The sequence below is a fragment of the Pseudomonas capsici genome (genome assembly GCF_017165765.1).
Classification (GTDB): domain Bacteria; phylum Pseudomonadota; class Gammaproteobacteria; order Pseudomonadales; family Pseudomonadaceae; genus Aquipseudomonas; species Aquipseudomonas capsici.
The window spans coordinates 13,275-32,691 of sequence record NZ_JAFGZD010000027.1 but is presented as its reverse complement, the minus strand read 5'-3'; the positions used below and the strand labels follow the sequence as shown (position 1 = coordinate 32,691).

The window sequence follows — 19,417 nt, the reverse complement described above, 5'->3', positions numbered from 1 at the left end:
AGGAGCGTAGTGGGAGCGACTTCAGTCGCGAAATCGATTACTGCTTCAACACCCATTCACTCACCTTGAACGGCTTGCGGATCAACCGCTCTCTGGCGGCAATGTCCACGGAGGATTGCAAGGCGGTGAGGAATTGCGGGTCGAGTTGCGAGGGAAAGAGGTCGCCCATCTTTTCCGTGCTCAGGTCTTTTTCCAGAATGGCTGCCGGGTAGCTTGCATAGCTGGAAACCAGATCGATGTAAGCCTGTTTGTTGGCCTCGTCGGTCAGCCAGCGGGTGGCTTGCTCCTGGGCCTTGAGCAGACGAGCCACGGCTTCGGGATGGGCGTCGACGAAGGTTCCGGCTGCAACCAGCACGCCCTGGATATTGCCTGCGCCCCCCAGGTCTTTGGAACTGAGAGGCAGTTCTGCCAGGCCCTTGGCTTCCAGAGCGGTCAGGCCCGAGAGTGCCCAGGTGGCGTCGATCTGCTTGGCGGCGAGGGCGGCCAATGCAGCATTGAAATCCAGGTTGATGACTTTCAGATCTTTCTCGCTCAGGCCCTGGCTGGCCAGTGCGGTATCGAAGGACAACTGGCTGGCCGTGCCGCGAAATACAGAAACCCGTTTGCCCTTGAGGTCCTGCAGAGTCTTGATGCCTGAACCCGGCACCACCGCCAGATAGTGTTTGATGCCGCGAGCTGCGGCGCTGAGCAGGCGGGTATCGAGCCCGTTGGATTTGCCGATGATGGCTGCCAGATCACCCAGATAGGCCAGGTCAACCTGCTGGTTGGCAAACGCCTCGTTGATGACCGGGCCAGCCCCCTTGAAGAATATCCACTGGATCTTGATGCCCTGATCGGCAAAAGCCTTTTCGTAAATCTGTTGGCTGCGCAGTACATCGACTACACCGCCCCCGCTGTTCCCGGTCCCGGCGCTGAGGTCCGGCACAGCGATGCGGATTTCCTTGAGATCGGCTGCATGGCTGGCGATGGCGGTCAGGGCAAGGGCGCACCCGAAGGCCAGGGATTTGAAAAGGTTTTTCATGGACTGTCCTGAATAGATCTCGCAGAGCGCCTAATCAGACACAGCTTTTGATCATTCCAGAAATAATATTAATTCCATATTTAATCACTCAATGGAATAAGCCACGGATTGAATGGCATGTTGCCGGACATGCATTTCATGCAATGAAAGTATTCCTTAAATGCATTGGATGTCTGGCCTGCATACACCCTTAAATGGTGATACTTATCTCTTTATGGAATTCCTGTCTGTTTTTATAGATCGGACAAGAATATGCAAATAGCCTTTATGCAGCAGCCGACAGCGGAGTTCTGATATGGCTCGTGACTCCCTCCTTTCCATTCCAGAGTCTGTCGCCGTTTCCCGGCACTGGGTTGTTGCACCTGCGCTCAAACGCTTTCTGCTGGCATGGTATCTGCCGCTGGCACTGGCTGTGCTCTGGTGGTTTGCCAGCCGTAATCACTGGATGAGCGAGCAGATCCTGCCGACGCCTTCACTGGTCTGGCAAAGCGCTCTGGAGCTTGCCAGCACTGACCTTCCGGGCAATCTGTGGATCAGCTTGCAACGCCTGTTCTGGGGTCTGCTGGCGGGAATCTCGGCAGGGGCCGTGCTGGGCGCCTGGCTGGGTTTAAGTCGCCGGGCCGAAAGGTTGGTTCTGCCGACGTTCACTTCGCTGGCGCAAGTGCCGACTCTGGCGTGGATTCCGCTGTTCATGGTGGTTTTCGGCATTGGTGAGATGCTCAAGCTGGTAGTGATGATCAAGGCCGTCATCGTTCCGGTCACCCTGCATACCCTGATCGGCGTTCGCGATGCCCAACCCCGCTTGCGGGAAACTGCGGCTGTCTTGCGTCTGCCTGTTCACCTCTTGATCCGCCGCCTCATTCTTCCAGCGGCCTTGCCTTCGTTCATGGCCGGAGTGAGGCTGGCGCTGTCGTCTGGCTGGTCTTCGCTGCTGGCGGTCGAACTGCTGGCATCGAGTGAAGGCATTGGTTACCTGATGGTATGGGCGCGACAACTGTTCATGCTCGATGTCGTGTTTGTCTGCATTGCCGTGATCGGCGTGATTGGTGTGCTGATGGATCGCGGTATCGGTCTGGCGGATCGCAAATGGGTGTTCTGGCCCCATGCCGCAACTGCCGAGTTTCGCGGTCGTGCCCCGGCGCAGGGGCTTGATCGAGTCGTTCCCTGGATTCTGCCTTTTACCTTGCTGGCGTTGTGGCAAGCCGCCAGCCAGTGGGGCTGGGTGAATGCCAATATTCTGGTTTCACCCCTGCTGGTACTCGAAACCCTGTGGGGCGGCCTGCTGGATGGTTCGTTGCCGCACGCCATGGGCCTGAGCCTGAGCCGCGCTTTGGGTGGTCTGTTTCTGGGCGGCATATCGGGATTCTCTCTGGGCTTGCTGCTCGGGCTGTCCCAACCGCTGGAACGTTTTCTGGGGCCGACACTGTCGGCGTTCAGGCAAGTCGCCATTTTTGCGTGGGTCCCGCTGATCACGGCCTGGTTCGGATTGGGTGAGCCTGCCAAATGGGTATTCGTCGGGCTTGCAGCGTTTTTTCCGCTGTTCATTGCGACCCAGCGCAGCGTGGCCAACCTGTCGCCGCAACTGAGGGAAGCGGCTCAGGTGCTGCGCCTGAGCTTGTGGCAACGCCTGACCCGCATGGTGCTGCCGGGTGCTGCACCGGGGATTTTCGCTGGCCTGCGCCTCAGCCTGATCTATGCCTGGCTGGGCACCATCGGTGCCGAATATTTCATGCCATCCAACGGCGGGATTGGCAGCCTGATGATCGGCGCGCAACAACTGCTGCGCATGGACGTGATCATGAGCGGCATGCTGCTGGTAGGACTGACCGGCGCAGCACTCAACGAAACCGGACAACGCATTGAAGCGCGTGCGACGCGCTGGAGGCATGCATGACAGCCCAGACCCATTCCATCGTGAACTTCAACCATGTGGGCAAGGTGTTCCAGACCGGGCATGGTGATGTGGAAGCGATCCGCGAATTCAACCTGCAGGTCGCACAAGGCGAGTTCATCGCCATTGTGGGGTCCAGCGGTTGTGGCAAGTCCACGTTGCTGCGCTTGTTGATCGGACTGGATACCGAGTTTCGTGGTGAAATCCAGGTCGACGGCAAGGCAGTCAACGGTATCGGCAGCGAGCGGGGGATTGTCTTTCAGGAGCATCGCCTGTTCCCGTGGCTGACGGTCGAGGAAAACATCGAGTTGGGGCTGGTCAACGAAGGGCTTGAACGGAAGGAGATGAAGCAGAGAATTGCTGACTTTATCGATCTGGTCGGCCTCAAGGACTTCACCAGGGCCTATCCTCACCAGCTTTCAGGCGGCATGGCCCAGCGGGTTGCCATTGCCCGCGGGCTGGTGGCGAGTCCGCGTATCCTGTTGCTGGATGAACCGTTTGGCGCGCTGGATGCGCTGACACGTCAGCAGATGCAGGAAGAGCTTCTGGCCATTCGTGAAAGGGCCAGAATCACTACGATACTGGTGACCCATGATGTGGAAGAGGCCATCTTTCTGGCCGACCGGGTGGTGGTCATGGAACCAAGGCCGGGCCGCATCAAGCGCATTGTGGATATAAGACTGCCGCATCCGCGCCAGCGCAGCAGCTTCGACTTTCATCTGTTGCGTGAAGAGTTGCTGCATGAGTTGACCAGCGATGACCACTACGTCCTGCGTGAGCCGGAGCAGATACGCAATCTGCCTGCTGCTTTCATCGCCTGTTAGTTCTGTGGGGGCGGATTTTTCGCGAATGAATTCCCCCAAGGCCTGTGGGCGAACTCATTCACGAAAGCTGTCCATCAGGCCGCTTTGTTACGAACCACAGTTTCCAGATAACCCTGCACTCCGGCCTGCTCTTCAGGCGTGGTGAACAAGCCGAGCTTGGTGCGACGCCACAGAATGTCTTCGGCACAGGTTGCCCATTCCTGGGCACACAGGTAGTCGACCTCGCGGGTGTACAGGCCTGCACCCAGATGTTCACCCATGTCTTCCAGGCTGTTGACGCCATCCATCAGACGCCAGCTGCGGCTGCCGTAGGTGATGGACCAGCGTTGGGCAATGGAAACAGGCAGCCATGGGAAGCGCTTGCTCAGCTCGGTTGCCAGCACCTGAGGTGTGGTCATCTCTTCTGCGCCGGGCAGGGCTGAATTGGCGGTCCAGCTCTGTTTCATCCGGGTGAAGAAGGGAGCCAGTTGCGCCATCGCCGATTCGGCCAGTTTGCGATAGGTCGTCAGCTTGCCGCCGAACACCGAAAGAATCGGCGCTTCGCTTTCGCTGCCCGACAACGACAGGGTGTAGTCACGGGTGATGGCCGATGGATTATCGGATTCATCGTTGCACAGCGGACGCACGCCTGAATAAGTATGCAGCACGTCACTGCGGCTCAATTGCTTCTTGAAGTGGTCGTTGGCCACTTTCAGCATGTAATCCATTTCGCCATCGGTGATCTGCACCTTGGCCGGGTCGCCCTGGTATTCACGGTCGGTGGTGCCGACGATGGTGAACTTGTCCAGGTACGGGATGGTGAACACGATGCGCTTGTCTTCGTTCTGCAGGATGAACGCGTGCTCGCCTTCGTACAGCCTTGGCACGATCAGGTGGCTGCCCTGGATAAGGCGGATGCCGTAAGGCGAATCCAGCTTCAGATCTTCGCGAATGAACCTGGCGACCCATGGGCCAGCAGCGTTGACCAGTGCCTTGGCCTGGATCGAGAACTGCGTGCCATCGGCGCGCTCCATCTCCAGCTGCCACATGCCGTTGACGCGGCGGGCACTCAGGCAGCGAGTGCGGGTGTGGATATGTGCGCCGTTTTCCCGGGCCGCCATGGCATTGAGAACCACCAGACGCGCGTCATCGACCCAGCAGTCGGAGTATTCGAAACCGCGGGTGATGGAAGCGTTGAGCGGGCTGTCCGCGCCGAAACGCAGGCTGCGCGAGGCTGGCAGTTTTTCGCGCTTGCCGAGGTTGTCATACAGAAACATGCCGGCACGGATCATCCAGGCAGGGCGCAGATGTGGGCGATGGGGCAGGACGAAGCGCATCGGCTTGACGATGTGCGGTGCCTTGGCCAGCAGCACTTCGCGCTCGGCCAGTGCTTCTCGCACCAGACGGAATTCGTAATGTTCCAGGTAGCGCAGCCCGCCGTGGATCAGCTTGCTGCTGGCCGACGAGGTGTGGCTGGCCAGGTCATCCTTTTCGCAAAGGAAAACCGACAGACCGCGGCCCGAGGCATCCGCTGCAATACCGACACCATTGATGCCACCACCGATAACGGCAATGTCGTAGACCTCGGAAAGCGATGGTGCTGACGCGCTGGAGTGGGGCATTGGGTGGCCTCCTGGACAATTCTTGAATAACGCTCGAAAGGCGAATTTGAACATTAATGTTCGTTTGTGAAAATAATAGCGCAAGAAACAAGGCGCTACCAGCCGGTATTTATTGAAAATATTGATGAGGGGGACAGGAAAGGAAAAAAAGTGAACATCGTAGGACAGTTTTTGGATGAACGTGTTCCTGCCGATAGGGGGCTCTTCTCGGGCAAGTCCCCCTCCTGGAACGTCGGCCTTGAGGAAGGGGATTAAACTGCGAATATTCGTCTAGCGCAGCGAGCGTTCCAGCAGGGTGTGGGCCATCTCGATCAGATGAACAACGGAAAACGCCAGGGCTCGCTGCGAGCCGCTGAGGTTATCGCCGCATTCGTAGGCTGTGGCCATGGCGCAACGCAGCAGATCCGAGGCACGGACAAGCGCTTCTTCATGGCTCAGGTCATCGTTGGCGATGAACGGGGTGATGGGGATAGCGGGTGGATCTGGGGTGATTTTGAGCATGGTGATAACTCCTACGTAAGTTAAGGAGCCGTCACCCTCGCTACCAAACGACGGGTGGCGGCCGTACGCAGGTTGGTAGAACCGGTCGTAGGCGCCCGGTGCGTCCGAAGACGCCATGCGCACGGCCACCAAAACGCAGGCCGTAAAAATGCGCCTCGCAAAAGGTGGCGCATTGCGCCTACGTAATTCAGGTCTACCAAACCCGGTCGCTGATTTTGCAGCGACAGCAGGAGGTTAGGGACCCGAATCGAGAGGCGCAAGCGGCCGGGATTCTCTCGGAAATTTCACTCAATGGATAGAGAGGCGTCTTGCTATCTGGGACATGAGTAAGCGGGCAAAATCTTGCTGGTATTAAACATCTACCTAAAAAAATGAGTAGCGCTTGATAAATTCAACACCTCCAATCCTTTTGAAGATGCCAAAGCCATGATCTCCCCTTTCATTGAACCCACGTTGCACTTGCATCCGCAGGGGTATACTTTCCAGTCTTGCGCACATCCATATAGTCGCCAATTTTGGGGGTACGTCATGGCATCGCCCACTTTGTCATTCAACATCGAAGACTCATTGGTGAGGAAACTCGATGAATTGGTGCAGGCCACAGAGCGTGACCGCCAATATCATTTGCAACGTGCCGTTGAGCGATATGTAGAAATGGAAGCGGGCTATCTGCACGCAATAGAGGAAGGGATAGCTGATGCCGCAGCAGGGCGTCTGACTGATCTTGAGGCGGTGAAAGCCGAGTGGGTAGCACGTGCCAACAATCGCCTTGACTGAAAAGGCGCAAAGCGACCTGCTGACCATCCATGAACACTACCTCTCACACTCAGGCATCCAAGCAGCAAACGAAGTGATTTTTCACATTCTGGCAAGGCTGGAGCAGTTGACTGTGTTCAGCGCAACGGGGCGTCCGACTCAATATTCGCAGGTGCGCGAATTAGTCTTTACTCGCTATCCATTCATAGCCCCCTATCAGATTAAAGGTGACCAGATTCAAGTGCTGAGAGTTCGCCATCAGCGTAAGTTGCCAAACCATTTCTAATGAGCTTCATCGATTTCGCGACTGAGTTCTTTGCTGCGAGAAGCGTGAACTCATTCGCGAAAGACCGCTGAAATCAGACCACTTCGAGGCGGATCTTGTGCTGGGCAAGCAGTTGCTGCAATGCCGGAACCGGTGCCTGATCGGTCACCAGACAGTCGATCAGGCTGATGGGGCCAAGCCGCACCATGGCGTTGCGCCCGAACTTGCTGGAGTCCGCAGCCAGCAGCACTTGTCGGGCATTGGCAATGATCGCCTGGGAAACCCGGACTTCCTGATAGTCGAAATCCAGCAGGCTGCCGTCTTCGTCGATACCGCTGATCCCGACCAGCGCGAAGTCGACCTTGAACTGGGTGATGAAGTCCACGCTGGCCTGACCGACCACTCCGCCGTCACGGCGCACGTTGCCACCGGCCAGCAATACCTCGAAATCATCCTTGCCGCTGAGGATCGAAGCCACATGCAGGTTATTGGTGATGATCTTCAGGTTGTTGTGGTTGAGCAGGGCGCGGGCGATGGATTCGGTGGTGGTCCCGATATTGATGAACAGCGAGGCGTTGTCCGGGATCTGCGCGGCGATGGCTTCGGCGATCCGTTGTTTCTCGTCGCGCATCTGGTCCGCACGCATGGCGTAGGCGGTGTTCTCGATGCTCGAGTCATAGGCCGCGCCGCCGTGGTAGCGACGCAGCAGGTTCATTTCCGCAAGTTGATTGATATCACGGCGGATGGTTTGTGGGGTCACGACGAACAGCGTCGCCATTTCCTCGATGCTGACATAGCCGCGTTCGCGAACCAGTTCGAGGATCTGTTGCTGGCGGGGAGGCAGGTTCATTGTTTTTCCTTGGGCGCCCTCTGCAAATGGCGCCCATGATGCCGCAGCCGGGCCTTGGCTGTCAGCCTCAATAATCCTGCTCCCCGTCATGCTTACTCTTCGTTTTCGTGCGGTTCCCAGTCACGCGTGCGCTCGACGGCTTTTTTCCAGCCTGCGTAAAGCTTCTCTTTTGCTGCCTCGTCGCACTGTGGCTCGAATTCGCGTTCGATAATCGCCTTGTTGCGCAACTCGTCCAGGCTGCCCCAGAAGCCAATCGCCAGACCGGCCAGGAATGCTGCACCCAGAGCGGTGGTTTCGCGCATTTGCGGGCGTTCGACCCGAGTGCCGAGGATGTCGGCCTGGAATTGCATGAGGAAGTTGTTGGCCACCGCGCCACCGTCGACACGCAGAGCCTTCAGGCGTTCGCCCGAGTCCTGCTGCATGGCGTCCAGTACGTCACGGGTCTGGTAGGCGATGGATTCCAGCGCTGCGCGGATGATGTGGTCGACTTTCACGCCACGGGTCAGGCCGAACAGGGCGCCACGGGCATAGGGGTCCCAGTAGGGCGCGCCCAGACCGGTAAAGGCCGGGACCAGATAGACGCCGTTGCTGTTCTTGACCTTGTTGGCGAAGTACTCGGTGTCCAGAGCGTCGTTGACGATTTTCAGTTCGTCACGCAGCCACTGCACAGTGGAACCGCCGTTGAACACTGCGCCTTCCAGTGCATAAGCCACTTCGCCGCGCGGGCCGCAGCCAATGGTGGTCAGCATGCCGTGGGCCGATTTGACGGCTTTCTTGCCGGTGTTCATCAGCAGGAAGCAGCCGGTGCCGTAGGTGTTCTTCGCCTGGCCCGGTTCCACGCACATCTGGCCGAACAGTGCTGCCTGCTGGTCGCCGGCGATACCGGCAATCGGAATCCCGCTTTTGCTGTGACCGTAGACTTCCGAAGATGCCTTGACCTCGGGCAGCATTTCGCGAGGGATATCCAGCACCTCAAGCATGCGCTGGTCCCACTCCAGAGTGTGGATGTTGAACAGCATGGTGCGTGAGGCGTTGGTGTAGTCGGTGACATGAATCTTGCCGCCGGTAAATTTCCAGATCAGCCAGCTGTCGATGGTGCCGAACATCAGTTCGCCCTTGCGTGCGCGCTCGCGGCTGCCTTCGACGTTGTCCAGAATCCACTTGAGTTTGGTGCCGGAGAAGTAGGGGTCGGTGACCAGACCGGTGGTGTCCTTGATGTATTCCTCAAGACCGTCGCGCTTGAGCTGCTGGCAGATTTCGGTGCTGCGGCGGCATTGCCAGACGATAGCGTTGTAGATCGGACGGCCGGTGTCCTTTTCCCAGACCACAGTGGTTTCACGCTGGTTGGTGATACCGATGGCCGCGATCTGGTTATGGTGCAGATCTGCCTGGGCCAGGGCTTTGGTCATGCAGGCGGTCTGGGTGGCGAAGATTTCCATCGGGTCATGTTCGACCCAGCCAGCCTGTGGGTAATGCTGGACGAATTCGCTCTGGGCAGTGCTCACCACGTTGGCGTTGCGGTCGAAAATGATCGCACGTGAACTGGTGGTGCCCTGATCAAGGGCAATGATGTAATTCTTGTTCTGAGAGTCTGTCATTTCGATTGCCTTGCGTTATTGGGGGTGTTCAAACGGAAGTCTGTGCTTTGCCGCGAATGGCTTCAGGAGCCTTTTCAGCGACGACGGCGTTGGGCAGATGACGGGCGATCAGCGCGCGATAGCCGGCAGCACCGAGGCAGGCACCCAGGATCGGTGCAAAGATCGGAACCAGGAAATACGGTATGTCGCGTCCACCGGTGAAGGCTATCTCATCCCAGCCTGCAAGGAATGTCATCAGTTTAGGACCGAAATCCCGTGCCGGGTTCATGGCGAAACCGGTCAGCGGCCCCATGGATGCGCCGATAACGGCAACCAGCAGACCGACCAGCAAGGGAGCCATTGCGCCGCGTGGCAGACCGTTGCTGTCATCGCCCAAGGCCATGATCACGCCCATCAGCACGGCGGTGATCACTACTTCGACCAGGAACGCCTGGCCCACGGAAATGGACGGGTTAGGGTAGGTGGAAAAGACTGATGCCAGTTCGAGGCTTTGCACACTGCCACGAATCATGTTGTGAGCATGTTCGAATTCGAAGAACAGGCTGATGTAAAGCAGATAGACCAGACCTGCGCCACAAAAGGCTCCGGCGATCTGGGCGCTTATATAGAAGGGGAGTTTTCTCTTTTCAAAACCTGCAAAGAGGCTGAGGGCGATGCTGACGGCGGGATTGAGGTGAGCGCCCGAAACTCCGGCACTGACGTAGATCGCCATGCTGACGGCCAGACCCCAGATGATGCAGATTTCCCACAGGCCAAATGTAGCACCTGCGACCTTGAGCGCTGCAACACATCCCGTGCCGAAGAAAATCATCAGAGCGGTGCCAAGGAATTCGGCCAGACACTGGCCTCGTAGCGTCGGTTGTTGCATTGATATGGTCATGTGAACCTCGTTTTTTGTTTTTTGCGGCTTCGTATGCAAAGCACCGATGCTCATCATCTGCCGTCTCGGGAAAACCCCATTCCCGGGGCGGTTTTACGAATCCTGTTGAAAAATAAATTTCAAAAATATTCGTAAACGAAAAAATATAGACAAGAAACAACCCTGTCAAAGGTTGAAAGTGAACCATTGACGATATTTTCTGACAGCGAAATTTGAAATTTCTCCATCTTGTGTAGGAAATATTTTTTTTGATTTTAAACAGCCATCACTCAGCATTGTGCCTTGAGATAGGGCTTTTGCATCGTATTTCGCCTAAAGTAGAGGCCGCCTTGAGTGACCTGGAGTGTCCTGATGACCCCCGCGCTGGATTTATTGAAGAAAGTTCGCGCCGAACACCGGATTCACAGTTACGAACATGATCCGAAAGCAGCGTCTTACGGGCTTGAAGCGGCCGAGAAGCTGGGCCTTGAACCGGCAAGGGTGTTCAAGACCCTGCTCGCGAGTACGGAAAAGGGAGAGTTGCTGGTGGCCGTGGTACCGGTTGCCGGCACCCTGGATCTCAAGGCTCTGGCCAGTGCCGCCGCTGCGAAGAAAGCCGAGATGGCCGATCCGGCTGCGGCTCAGCGGGCAACCGGTTATCTGCTGGGTGGGATCAGCCCGCTGGGGCAGAAGAAGCGTCTGCGCACCTTCATCGATCAGAGCGCCCAGCCGTTCGAGACGATTTACGTCAGTGCAGGCCGGCGCGGGTTGGAGGTAGAATTGTCGGCGGCGGTTCTGGCGGAACATACCCGTGCGGTGTTTGCAGCGATCGGCAGGGAGTAGTTTGCTCCCGCCATTCACGAAGCCCTCTACAACACCGAATTCGCTGCAACACTCCCCGCTGCCGGGAACAGCACCAGATGTTCGGTGGTGACCCGAATCCCGACTTCTTCTCCTGTCATGTGATCGGCATGACCGGGGAAGATGGCCTCAAGCTGGCTGCCGGTCGGCAATTGCAGGCGATACAGGGTTGAAGCGCCCTGGAATGTCCTGCCAACCACTCGTGCTTTCAGGTCGCTGTCCGCTGCGTAGACAATATCGTCCGGACGCAGCAGCACATCGACGGCACTGCCGCTGACCCCCGGATAGGCGCGATTGCCATGCAGCACGCCGAGTTCGGTCTGTACCGATTGCGGATCGATCAACTGTCCGCGAATGAAATAGCCCTGGCCGATGAAGCTGGCCACGAAAGGCGTCTGAGGCTCGTGATAGAGGTTGTAGGGCGTATCCCATTGCTCAAGCCGGCCTTCCTTGAACACGCCGACGTGGTCGCTGACTGCAAAGGCTTCTTCCTGATCGTGGGTCACCAGAATCGCGCTGGTGCCACGGGCTTTGAGAATGTCGCGCACCTCATGGCTCAGGCGTCGGCGCAACTCGCCGTCAAGGTTGGAAAACGGTTCATCCAGTAACAGCAGTTGCGGCTCCGGTGCCAGGGCTCGGGCGAGGGCGACACGCTGCTGCTGTCCGCCGGAAAGCTCATGGGGATAACGTTTGCCCAGTGAGCCCAGGTTGACCAGTTCCAGCAGTTCGTCGATCACCTGATTCAGGCGTGGGTGTTTGCGGATGCCGAAAGCGATGTTCTGCGCCACGTTCAGATGCGGGAACAGCGCATAGTCCTGAAATACCATGCCGATCCGGCGCTTCTCCGGTGCCAGGGTCCAGCCGGGCCGGGAAATCACTTCACCGGCCAAGGTGATCTCGCCGGCATGGATCGGTTCGAACCCTGCAATGGCCCGCAGGGTCGTAGTCTTGCCGCAGCCCGAAGACCCCAGCAGGCAACCGATATCTCCGGCGTTGAGGTGCAGGTTGAGGTCCTGCACCACGCGTTGATCCTGATAACCGCAGGCCAGGTTGCGCAGATTCAGCAGCAGGGCATGGCTCATTTTGGCTGATAGGACGGCGCGACCAGAAACTCCAGCAGGGCTTTCTGGGCATGCAGGCGGTTCTCGGCCTGATCCCAGGCGACCGAACGCTCATCGTCCAGCAGGTCGGCGCTGATTTCTTCACCGCGATGCGCTGGCAGGCAATGCATGAACAGCACGTTTTCGGCAGCCAGATCGAGCAAGGCCCGGGTGACCTGGAAGGGCGCGAACAGCGCGATGCGCTTGGCGGTTTCTTCTTCCTGACCCATGGAGGTCCAGACATCGGTACTGATCAGGTGCGCACCGGCAACCGCTTCCTTCGGATCGCGGGTGACGGTCACGCGATCGCCGGCCAGTGCCAGGAACTCGGGGTTTGGTTCGTAGCCGGAAGGGCAGGCCACACGCAACTGGAAGTCGAACTGTATGGCCGCTTCTATATAACTGTTGCACATGTTGTTGCCGTCACCGATCCAGGCCACGGTCTTGCCCTTGATCGAGCCGCGGTGCTCCAGGAAGGTCTGCATGTCGGCCAGCAACTGGCACGGATGCAGGTCGTCGGACAGTCCGTTGATCACCGGGACGCGGGAGTTGGCGGCGAATTCGATCAGGTTGCTATGGGCAAAAGTCCGGATCATTACGGCATCGAGCATGCGCGACATGACTTTTGCGCTGTCGGAAATCGGCTCGCCACGGCCCAGTTGAGTGTCGCGATGGGACAGAAAGATGGCCTGGCCACCCATCTGGATCATGCCCGCTTCAAAGGAAAGACGGGTACGTGTCGAGGATTTCTCGAAGATCATCCCCAGCACTCGATTTTTCAGTGGTTCAAAAAGCACGCCGCGATTTCGCAGGTCTTTAAGCTCTACGCCACGACGGATCAGGCCCAGAAGCTCATCTGGGGTGTAATCCATCATCGAGAGAAAGTGCCTGGCGCTCATTATTAACTACCTTTTTTGCAACAGACCTCAGGTTCCGAAAGCCGGTTTTTATCGGGAAAACGGCATGACCTGAGGCGAAAGCCGCACGGGGGCGACGAATAAGGAAGGCGCGATAGTATAAAAAAATGTCGCGTCTTACCAATAGCATGCTTACTTCAGAGATAACGAAGTCCGTAACCGCAGAGGCGCTGGTTGAAACAGCCCTGTGGCCGGCCCGCTGATTGCAGAAGGCAGCATTTGTACACTGACCCAACAGTGCTTGGCAATTGATGCCGATACTGTAAAAGTCCGGTCTTGGGCCTCTATGCTAATGCGACGTGCTTCACGGCATTGAAAAGTTGCCCGTTTCCTTAACTGCGTACGTGAGTTATAAAGAGTTACAAGTAACTGCTCAATTCAATCGAGGGGCTGGGAATGGACTCAAAGGAACGACAACTGACGGAGCTGCTTGGGTTGACCGCTCGTACCCTGACACACCTCACCGCTTCGATGACGTCGATGTCCTTTGAGTTGTTGCGCAGTGAAGACGAAGTTACCCGCGCAGCCGGTCGTCGCATGATCGATCGTATGGCGACCATCAGCTCGGGTCTTGACGATCACTGGCGCCTGATCGGCGAACTGACCGGGGTGCATGTTGCCCAGGAGCAGATCGAAACCGTCACGGAAATCCAGTTGCAGCGCAAGGTCGTGACACCTATCGGCAACTGATCCCAGGCCATCTGCCCGCCTGATGGTTCGCGATTCACGAGACGAACGTCTCTGGCGCGCTTGCTGTCAACGCTCCATATTCTTGTCAATGCAATCACTCTGACTGCCATGACAAGAATATGAGGTTGGGATGATCAGGACCGAGCACCACCGCGCCTGCCACCTGTGCGAGGCCATTTGCGGCCTTACCATTGAAACCACTGCATCTGCGGGTGCGGCTCCAGTCATTACATCGATCAAGGGCGATCCGCTCGACAGTTTCAGTCGTGGCCACATCTGTCCCAAGGCCGTGGCGCTTCAGGATATCCAGAACGATCCCGACCGCTTGCGCCAGCCCATGCGACGTGTGGGCAATCAATGGCAGCCGATCGAATGGCAGGACGCTTTCGAGCTGGTCGCCGAGCGTCTGTTTGCCATTCAGCAGCAACACGGCCAGAACGCGGTCGCGGTCTATCAAGGCAACCCCAGCGTACACAACTACGGGCTGACGACCCACAGCAACTATTTTCTGGGGCTGCTCAAGACTCGCAATCGCTACTCGGCCACTTCGGTGGATCAACTGCCCCATCACCTCACCAGTTTCCTGATGTATGGCCACGGCCTGCTGCTGCCCATTCCCGATATCGATCACACGGATTTCATGCTGATCCTGGGTGGCAACCCGCTGGCTTCCAATGGCAGCATCATGACAGTGCCGGATGTCGAGAAGCGTCTGAAAGCGATCCAGAAACGCGGCGGCAAAGTAGTGGTGGTCGATCCCCGGCGCAGCGAGACGGCGGCCATTGCCGACCAGCATGTGTTTGTCCGGCCTGGCGGCGATGCGGCACTGCTTTTCGGTCTGCTCAATACCCTGTTCGAGGAAGGACTTACCCGGGAGACTCATTTGCCTGTCGATGGTCTTGATCAGGTGCGAGAAGCGATCAAGGCTCTGAACGCCGAGAGCATGAGTCCGCGTTGCGGCATTCCTGCCGAGCAGATTCGCCAGTTGGCCCGGGACTTCGCCGCTGCCGACAAGGCTGTCTGCTATGGCCGCATGGGCATTTCCACTCAGGCCTTTGGCACGCTGTGTCACTGGCTGGTGCAACTGATCAATCTGGTGACCGGTAATCTGGACCGGGTGGGCGGCACCTTGTGTACCGAACCGGCAGTGGATCTGGTCAGCTCGACCTCGGGCGGGCATTTCAACCTGTGGCAGAGTCGAGTTTCCGGTTTGCCCGAATATGGCGGTGAGTTGCCGGTTTCGGCCCTGGCCGAGGAGATGCTGACCGAAGGGGAAGGGCAGATACGCGCTCTGGTCACGGTTGCAGGCAACCCGGTCTTGTCCACGCCCAATGGTCGCCAGCTGGAAAGGGCTCTGGACGGGCTGGACTTCATGCTCAGCATTGATCTGTACATCAATGAAACCACCCGTTATGCCGATCTGATCCTGCCTTCGACTTCGGCGCTGGAAAACGATCATTACGACACGACCTTCAATCTCCTGGCGGTACGTAACGTCACTCGGTTCAATCGGGCGATTTTTGACAAGCCCGCAGGCGCCTTGCATGACTGGGAGATTTTCGTCGGGCTGGCCAGGGCCTTTGCGACCAAGGCCCAGAAGGAGCTGAAACCGACCATGGCACCAGCGCTGATCATCGACCATGGTCTGCGCAAGGGGCGGTATGGCGAGGCATCGGAGCACGCCTTGTCGGTCGAGGCACTGGGCAATCATCCTCACGGGCTTGATCTTGGACCCTTGAAGTCCAACCTGACAACGCGCCTGAAAACCGCCAACGGACGTATCCAGGCGGCGCCTGAGGTGGTGCTGGCCGATCTGCAGCGCTTTATCGAATCGCCAGCACCACAGGCCGGGGAACTGCTGCTGATCGGACGCAGGCATGTGCGCAGCAATAACTCATGGATGCATAACTATCATCGTCTGGTGAAAGGCAAGCCACGGCATCAATTGCTGATGCATCCCGATGACCTGGCCAGCCGGGGCTTGAGCGACGGGCAGCAGGTCAGGGTCGACTCGCGGGTCGGGACGATCGAGGTTCAGGTGCTGGGCAGCGCGGAGATGATGCCCGGCGTGGTCAGCCTGCCCCATGGCTGGGGGCACTCGCGTGCCGGGGTGCGTATGGACATCGCACAGGCGCAGCCGGGTGTCAGCGCCAATGATCTGACCGACGAGCGACAGCTCGATACCTTGTCCGGCAATGCCGTGCTCAATGGCGTTCCCGTGCAAGTGACTGCCTGTTGAGTTCAAGACTGAGCGTCTGGCACGGGATTCCGTTACAATGCGCCACCGTGCCGACAACTGAGTCGGAAAGTTCAGCCGAGGTGCTCCATGGATATCATCGAAACGATTAAAGAGCAGATTGCCAACAACACCATTCTGCTTTACATGAAAGGCGCTCCGAATGCCCCGCAGTGCGGCTTTTCGGCCAAAGCCTCCCAGGCGCTGATGGCATGTGGCGAAAAGTTCGCCTATGTCGACATCCTGCAGAACCCGGAAATCCGCGCCAACCTGCCTAAATACGCCAACTGGCCGACTTTCCCGCAACTGTGGGTCGCCGGTGAACTGGTCGGCGGCAGCGACATCATCACCGAAATGTTCCAGAACGGTGAGTTGCAGCCTCTGCTCAAGCAAGCGGCTGAAAACGCTAAATAGTTGCAAGCTACAAGCTTTAAGCTTCAAGTCAAAAGCTTGTAGCTTGTAGCTTGTAGCTTGTAGCTTGTAGCTTGTAGCTTGTAGCTTGTAGCTCAGCTAAAAGCTAAAAAAGCCCCGCTCTGATCATCAGAGGCGGGGCTTTTTGTTGGCGGCTGCCCTGAAAGACTTAATCGCCCATCTGCGACTGCAGGTAGTTTTCGATACCGACTTTCTCGATCAGGCCCAGTTGGGTTTCCAGCCAGTCGATATGCTCTTCCTCGGATTCGAGGATGTCTTCCAGCAGTTCACGGCTGCCGAAGTCGCCAACGGTTTCAAAGTGCGCAATCGCAGCCTTGAGATCGGCCAGGCCTTTCTTTTCGATCTTCAGGTCGCACTCAAGCATCTCCTTGGTGTGCTCGCCGATCAGGATCTTGCCCAGCTCTTGCAGGTTAGGCAGGCCTTCGAGGAACAGGATGCGCTTGATGAGTTTGTCGGCGTGCTTCATCTCGTCGATGGACTCGCGATACTCATGAGCGCCCAGCTTTTTCAGACCCCAATCTTCGTACATGCGTGCATGCAGGAAGTACTGATTGATCGCGACCAGCTCGTTTCCGAGGATCTTGTTGAGATGCTGGATGACTGTAATGTCGCCTTTCATGTTCGAGGTCCTGCCGATGGCTTGTGTATATAAAGCGCGAGTTTGAGCTGCACTTAGAGGCCTGTCAAACCTAAGTTATTGAATACTAAGTGAAATTAAATAAGAATAAGAATGTTTGAGTTCCGCATCTTGACGCTAAGCACTTGAATTACAGGCATAAAAAAACCGGACGCAAGGTCCGGTTCTTTGAAATGGGGTCAATCAGGCAGCGGAAAATTCTGCTGGATAAGCCAGCGATACCTGACTGCTTTGCAGTTCTGTCAGGGTTTCACGTACCACTTCCTTTGCCAGGCAGGCACATTTACCGCATTTGCTGGCAACACCCAGCGTTTGACGCACTTCACGATAACTGCAGCAGCCTTCGAGGATTGCATCCCGAATCTGGCCGTCAGTAACACCTTGGCAGAGGCAAACATACATAAGTCGGTAACCGTCGCTGGTTATTGCTTTGTGCCGAGGAGGTTAATCTTAATGAGAATGCTTGTCAAAACTGTTTTGGATACGCTTTCTCAAGTCCGATGAGCGGTCGTTGAAACAGAGGTATAAAAAAACCGGCACAAGGCCGGTTTATTCATGAAGCACAAGCTTCAGTCATCGTAGTCTTCCCAGCCGCCCATTTCCTTCCAGCGGTTGACGATGCCGCAGAACAGCTCAGCGGTCTTTTCGGTGTCATAGCGGGCCGAATGAGCCTCGCGTCCATCGAAGTCCATGCCGGCAGCCTGACAGGCCTTGGCCAGCACTGTCTGACCATAGGCCAGGCCTGCAAGGGTTGCGGTGTCGAAGCTGGAGAACGGATGAAACGGATTGCGCTTCATATCCAGGCGAGCGACGGCAGCGTTCAGGAAGCCCAGGTCAAAGCTGGCGTTGTGACCGACCAGCACGGCGCGTTTGCAACCGTTGGCCTTGAGCGCCTTGCGCACGCCGCGGAAGATGTCGGTCAGCGCGGTTTCTTCGCTGACCGCCATGCGCAACGGATGGTCGAGTTTGATACCGGTGAACTCGAGTGCTGCCGCTTCGATATTGGCACCTTCGAACGGTTCCACACGGAAGAAGTAGGTGTGCTCCGGGAACACAAAACCTTTTTCATCCATGCCGATGGTTACGGCAGCGATTTCCAGCAGGGCATCGGTTGCCGCGTTGAAACCACCGGTTTCAACGTCGACGACCACAGGCAGGTAGCCACGAAAACGAGCTGCCATCGGATGGCGAGATCCGCCACCGCCGTGGCCGTCCAGTTCGTCGTCGTAATGATCTTCACTCACGCATTGTCCTCCAGCAGGCGCCAGCGCAGTTTTTCTCCGGCGCGCAGCGGAATTACGCTCAGCTCGCCGAACGGCAGGCTGGCAGGGGCGGTCCACTCGTCACGCACCAGCGTGATGGTGTCCTGGTTGGCAGGCAGACCGTAGAAGGCCGGGCCATGGAGGCTGGCAAAACCTTCCAGCTTGTCCAGCGCATTACGCTGCTCGAAAGCTTCGGCATACAGCTCGATAGCGGCGTAGGCCGTGTAGCAGCCGGCACAACCGCAGGCGGCTTCCTTGGCGTGCTGGGCATGCGGAGCCGAGTCGGTGCCCAGGAAGAACTTGCCGTTACCGCTGGTCGCGGCATCGAGCAGGGCTGTCTGGTGCGTATTGCGCTTGAGGATCGGCAGGCAGTAGAAGTGCGGCCTGATTCCGCCCACCAGCATGTGGTTGCGGTTATAGAGCAGGTGATGCGCAGTGATGGTCGCCGCAACGTTGGCCGAGGCCGCGTTGACGAACTGTACGGCTTCACCGGTGGTGATGTGCTCGAACACCACTTTCAGGTTCGGGAAGCGCTCCACCACACGACGCAGGTGCTCGTCGATGAAGATTTTCTCGCGGTCGAAGACGTCAATCTCCCCGCGGGTCACTTCGCCATGCACCAGCAGCAGCATGCCTACTTCGGCCATGGCTTCCAGGACATGGAAAATCTTGTCGATGCTGGTGACGCCAGAATCGGAGTTGGTGGTTGCACCGGCCGGATACAGCTTGGCCGCATGGACGTAGCCGCTGGCCTTGGCCGTGCGAATGTCCTCGGGCGTGGTCTGATCGGTCAGATAAAGCACCATCAGCGGCTCGAAGCGGCTGCCAGCCGGGCGAGCAGCCAGAATGCGCTGGCGATAGGCATCGGCTTGCTGCGCATTGCGTACTGGTGGCACAAGGTTGGGCATGATGATTGCGCGGCCAAAAGTGCGCGCAACGTCAGCAACGGTGTGAGGCAAAACAGCTCCGTCACGGAGGTGGATGTGCCAGTCATCGGGACGCAGAAGGGTCAGGCGATCAGACATTGGGGATTCCAGGCGGGTAAAACTCGCTGGGAATGCTACCGGAAAAGACTCTCTCAGGCACTCGCTATCAAGTTTTGTAGGAAGTTACCGA

At 57.5% G+C, this 19,417-nt stretch carries 20 protein-coding genes; 8 read left to right on the top strand and 12 right to left on the bottom strand.

Annotated elements, in window-relative coordinates; genetic code table 11:
* Nucleotides 1–37 precede the first annotated feature (37 nt).
* A complete protein-coding gene (locus JSY17_RS23805; protein WP_206402620.1) occupies nt 38–1,021 on the bottom strand; it encodes an ABC transporter substrate-binding protein in 984 nt (327 codons plus the stop codon).
* Between the two features lie 295 nt (nt 1,022–1,316).
* Here JSY17_RS23805 and JSY17_RS23800 point away from each other — a divergent pair, with 295 nt between their 5' ends.
* Complete coding sequence (locus JSY17_RS23800; RefSeq protein WP_206402622.1) at nt 1,317–2,915, top strand: ABC transporter permease; 1,599 nt, start codon at nt 1,317–1,319, stop codon at nt 2,913–2,915.
* Entirely contained in the window at nt 2,912–3,736 is an 825-nt protein-coding gene (locus tag JSY17_RS23795; RefSeq protein WP_200980559.1) for an ABC transporter ATP-binding protein, read from the top strand. The genes JSY17_RS23800 and JSY17_RS23795 overlap by 4 nt, the downstream gene beginning before the upstream one ends.
* Before the next feature lie 74 nt (nt 3,737–3,810).
* Here JSY17_RS23795 and glpD read toward each other — a convergent pair whose 3' ends face one another.
* Nucleotides 3,811–5,337, bottom strand: a complete 1,527-nt coding sequence (gene glpD / locus JSY17_RS23790) for a glycerol-3-phosphate dehydrogenase (RefSeq protein WP_206402624.1) — start codon at nt 5,335–5,337, stop codon at nt 3,811–3,813.
* Nucleotides 5,338–5,607: 270 nt separating this feature from the next.
* Nucleotides 5,608–5,838, bottom strand: a complete 231-nt coding sequence (locus JSY17_RS23785; RefSeq protein ID WP_206402625.1) for a DUF6124 family protein — start codon at nt 5,836–5,838, stop codon at nt 5,608–5,610.
* A 528-nt stretch (nt 5,839–6,366) separates the two neighbouring features.
* Here JSY17_RS23785 and JSY17_RS23780 point away from each other — a divergent pair.
* Both JSY17_RS23780 and JSY17_RS23775 read left to right on the top strand, forming a co-directional pair.
* Nucleotides 6,367–6,615: a CopG family ribbon-helix-helix protein gene (locus JSY17_RS23780; protein WP_206402627.1), complete on the top strand. Its 249-nt coding sequence runs from the start codon at nt 6,367–6,369 to the stop codon at nt 6,613–6,615.
* A complete protein-coding gene (locus tag JSY17_RS23775; protein ID WP_122371916.1) occupies nt 6,593–6,880 on the top strand; it encodes a type II toxin-antitoxin system RelE/ParE family toxin in 288 nt (95 codons plus the stop codon). Before JSY17_RS23780 ends, JSY17_RS23775 begins: the two co-directional genes overlap by 23 nt.
* Before the next feature lie 73 nt (nt 6,881–6,953).
* Here the strand turns inward: JSY17_RS23775 and JSY17_RS23770 are convergent, their stop codons facing one another.
* The 3 genes from JSY17_RS23770 to JSY17_RS23760 all read right to left on the bottom strand — a co-directional run bounded on the left by JSY17_RS23770 (nt 6,954) and on the right by JSY17_RS23760 (nt 10,187).
* Complete coding sequence (locus JSY17_RS23770; RefSeq protein ID WP_117166031.1) at nt 6,954–7,709, bottom strand: DeoR/GlpR family transcriptional regulator; 756 nt, start codon at nt 7,707–7,709, stop codon at nt 6,954–6,956.
* Nucleotides 7,710–7,801: 92 nt separating this feature from the next.
* Entirely contained in the window at nt 7,802–9,307 is a 1,506-nt protein-coding gene (gene glpK, locus JSY17_RS23765; RefSeq protein WP_117166032.1) for a glycerol kinase GlpK, read from the bottom strand.
* A 28-nt stretch (nt 9,308–9,335) separates the two neighbouring features.
* The gene (locus tag JSY17_RS23760; protein ID WP_117166177.1) at nt 9,336–10,187 is read right to left on the bottom strand and encodes an MIP/aquaporin family protein; all 852 of its coding nucleotides are present in this window, start codon (nt 10,185–10,187) and stop codon (nt 9,336–9,338) included.
* A gap of 351 nt (nt 10,188–10,538) precedes the next feature.
* Between JSY17_RS23760 and ybaK the strand changes: the two genes are divergently transcribed.
* A complete protein-coding gene (gene ybaK / locus JSY17_RS23755; protein ID WP_117166033.1) occupies nt 10,539–11,009 on the top strand; it encodes a Cys-tRNA(Pro) deacylase in 471 nt (156 codons plus the stop codon).
* Nucleotides 11,010–11,035: 26 nt separating this feature from the next.
* Here the strand turns inward: ybaK and JSY17_RS23750 are convergent, their stop codons facing one another.
* Together JSY17_RS23750 and argF are read right to left on the bottom strand one after the other, a co-directional pair.
* The gene (locus tag JSY17_RS23750; protein ID WP_206402628.1) at nt 11,036–12,109 is read right to left on the bottom strand and encodes an ABC transporter ATP-binding protein; all 1,074 of its coding nucleotides are present in this window, start codon (nt 12,107–12,109) and stop codon (nt 11,036–11,038) included.
* The gene (gene argF / locus JSY17_RS23745) at nt 12,106–13,026 is read right to left on the bottom strand and encodes an ornithine carbamoyltransferase (RefSeq protein WP_206402630.1); all 921 of its coding nucleotides are present in this window, start codon (nt 13,024–13,026) and stop codon (nt 12,106–12,108) included. Before argF ends, JSY17_RS23750 begins: the two co-directional genes overlap by 4 nt.
* A 414-nt stretch (nt 13,027–13,440) precedes the next feature.
* On the opposite strand from argF, the gene JSY17_RS23740 reads away from it, so the two are divergent.
* The 3 genes from JSY17_RS23740 to grxD all read left to right on the top strand — a co-directional run bounded on the left by JSY17_RS23740 (nt 13,441) and on the right by grxD (nt 16,384).
* Nucleotides 13,441–13,734, top strand: coding sequence for a hypothetical protein (locus JSY17_RS23740; RefSeq protein WP_025261500.1), 294 nt, complete (start codon nt 13,441–13,443; stop codon nt 13,732–13,734).
* A 130-nt stretch (nt 13,735–13,864) separates the two neighbouring features.
* Nucleotides 13,865–15,973: a molybdopterin oxidoreductase family protein gene (locus JSY17_RS23735; RefSeq protein ID WP_206402632.1), complete on the top strand. Its 2,109-nt coding sequence runs from the start codon at nt 13,865–13,867 to the stop codon at nt 15,971–15,973.
* Nucleotides 15,974–16,060: 87 nt separating this feature from the next.
* Nucleotides 16,061–16,384 carry a Grx4 family monothiol glutaredoxin gene (gene grxD, locus JSY17_RS23730; RefSeq protein WP_117166037.1) on the top strand — a complete coding sequence of 108 codons (324 nt, stop codon included), beginning with the start codon at nt 16,061–16,063 and terminating at the stop codon, nt 16,382–16,384.
* 166 nt (nt 16,385–16,550) lie between these two features.
* Here the strand turns inward: grxD and bfr are convergent, their stop codons facing one another.
* The 4 genes from bfr to pyrC form a co-directional block, all read right to left on the bottom strand.
* Complete coding sequence (gene bfr / locus JSY17_RS23725; protein WP_025261497.1) at nt 16,551–17,021, bottom strand: bacterioferritin; 471 nt, start codon at nt 17,019–17,021, stop codon at nt 16,551–16,553.
* 201 nt (nt 17,022–17,222) lie between these two features.
* Nucleotides 17,223–17,441 carry a bacterioferritin-associated ferredoxin gene (locus JSY17_RS23720; protein WP_117166038.1) on the bottom strand — a complete coding sequence of 73 codons (219 nt, stop codon included), beginning with the start codon at nt 17,439–17,441 and terminating at the stop codon, nt 17,223–17,225.
* Between the two features lie 167 nt (nt 17,442–17,608).
* Complete coding sequence (rnt, locus tag JSY17_RS23715; protein WP_117166039.1) at nt 17,609–18,283, bottom strand: ribonuclease T; 675 nt, start codon at nt 18,281–18,283, stop codon at nt 17,609–17,611.
* Complete coding sequence (pyrC, locus tag JSY17_RS23710) at nt 18,280–19,326, bottom strand: dihydroorotase (protein WP_117184513.1); 1,047 nt, start codon at nt 19,324–19,326, stop codon at nt 18,280–18,282. Before pyrC ends, rnt begins: the two co-directional genes overlap by 4 nt.
* Between the last annotated feature and the right edge of the window lie 91 nt (nt 19,327–19,417).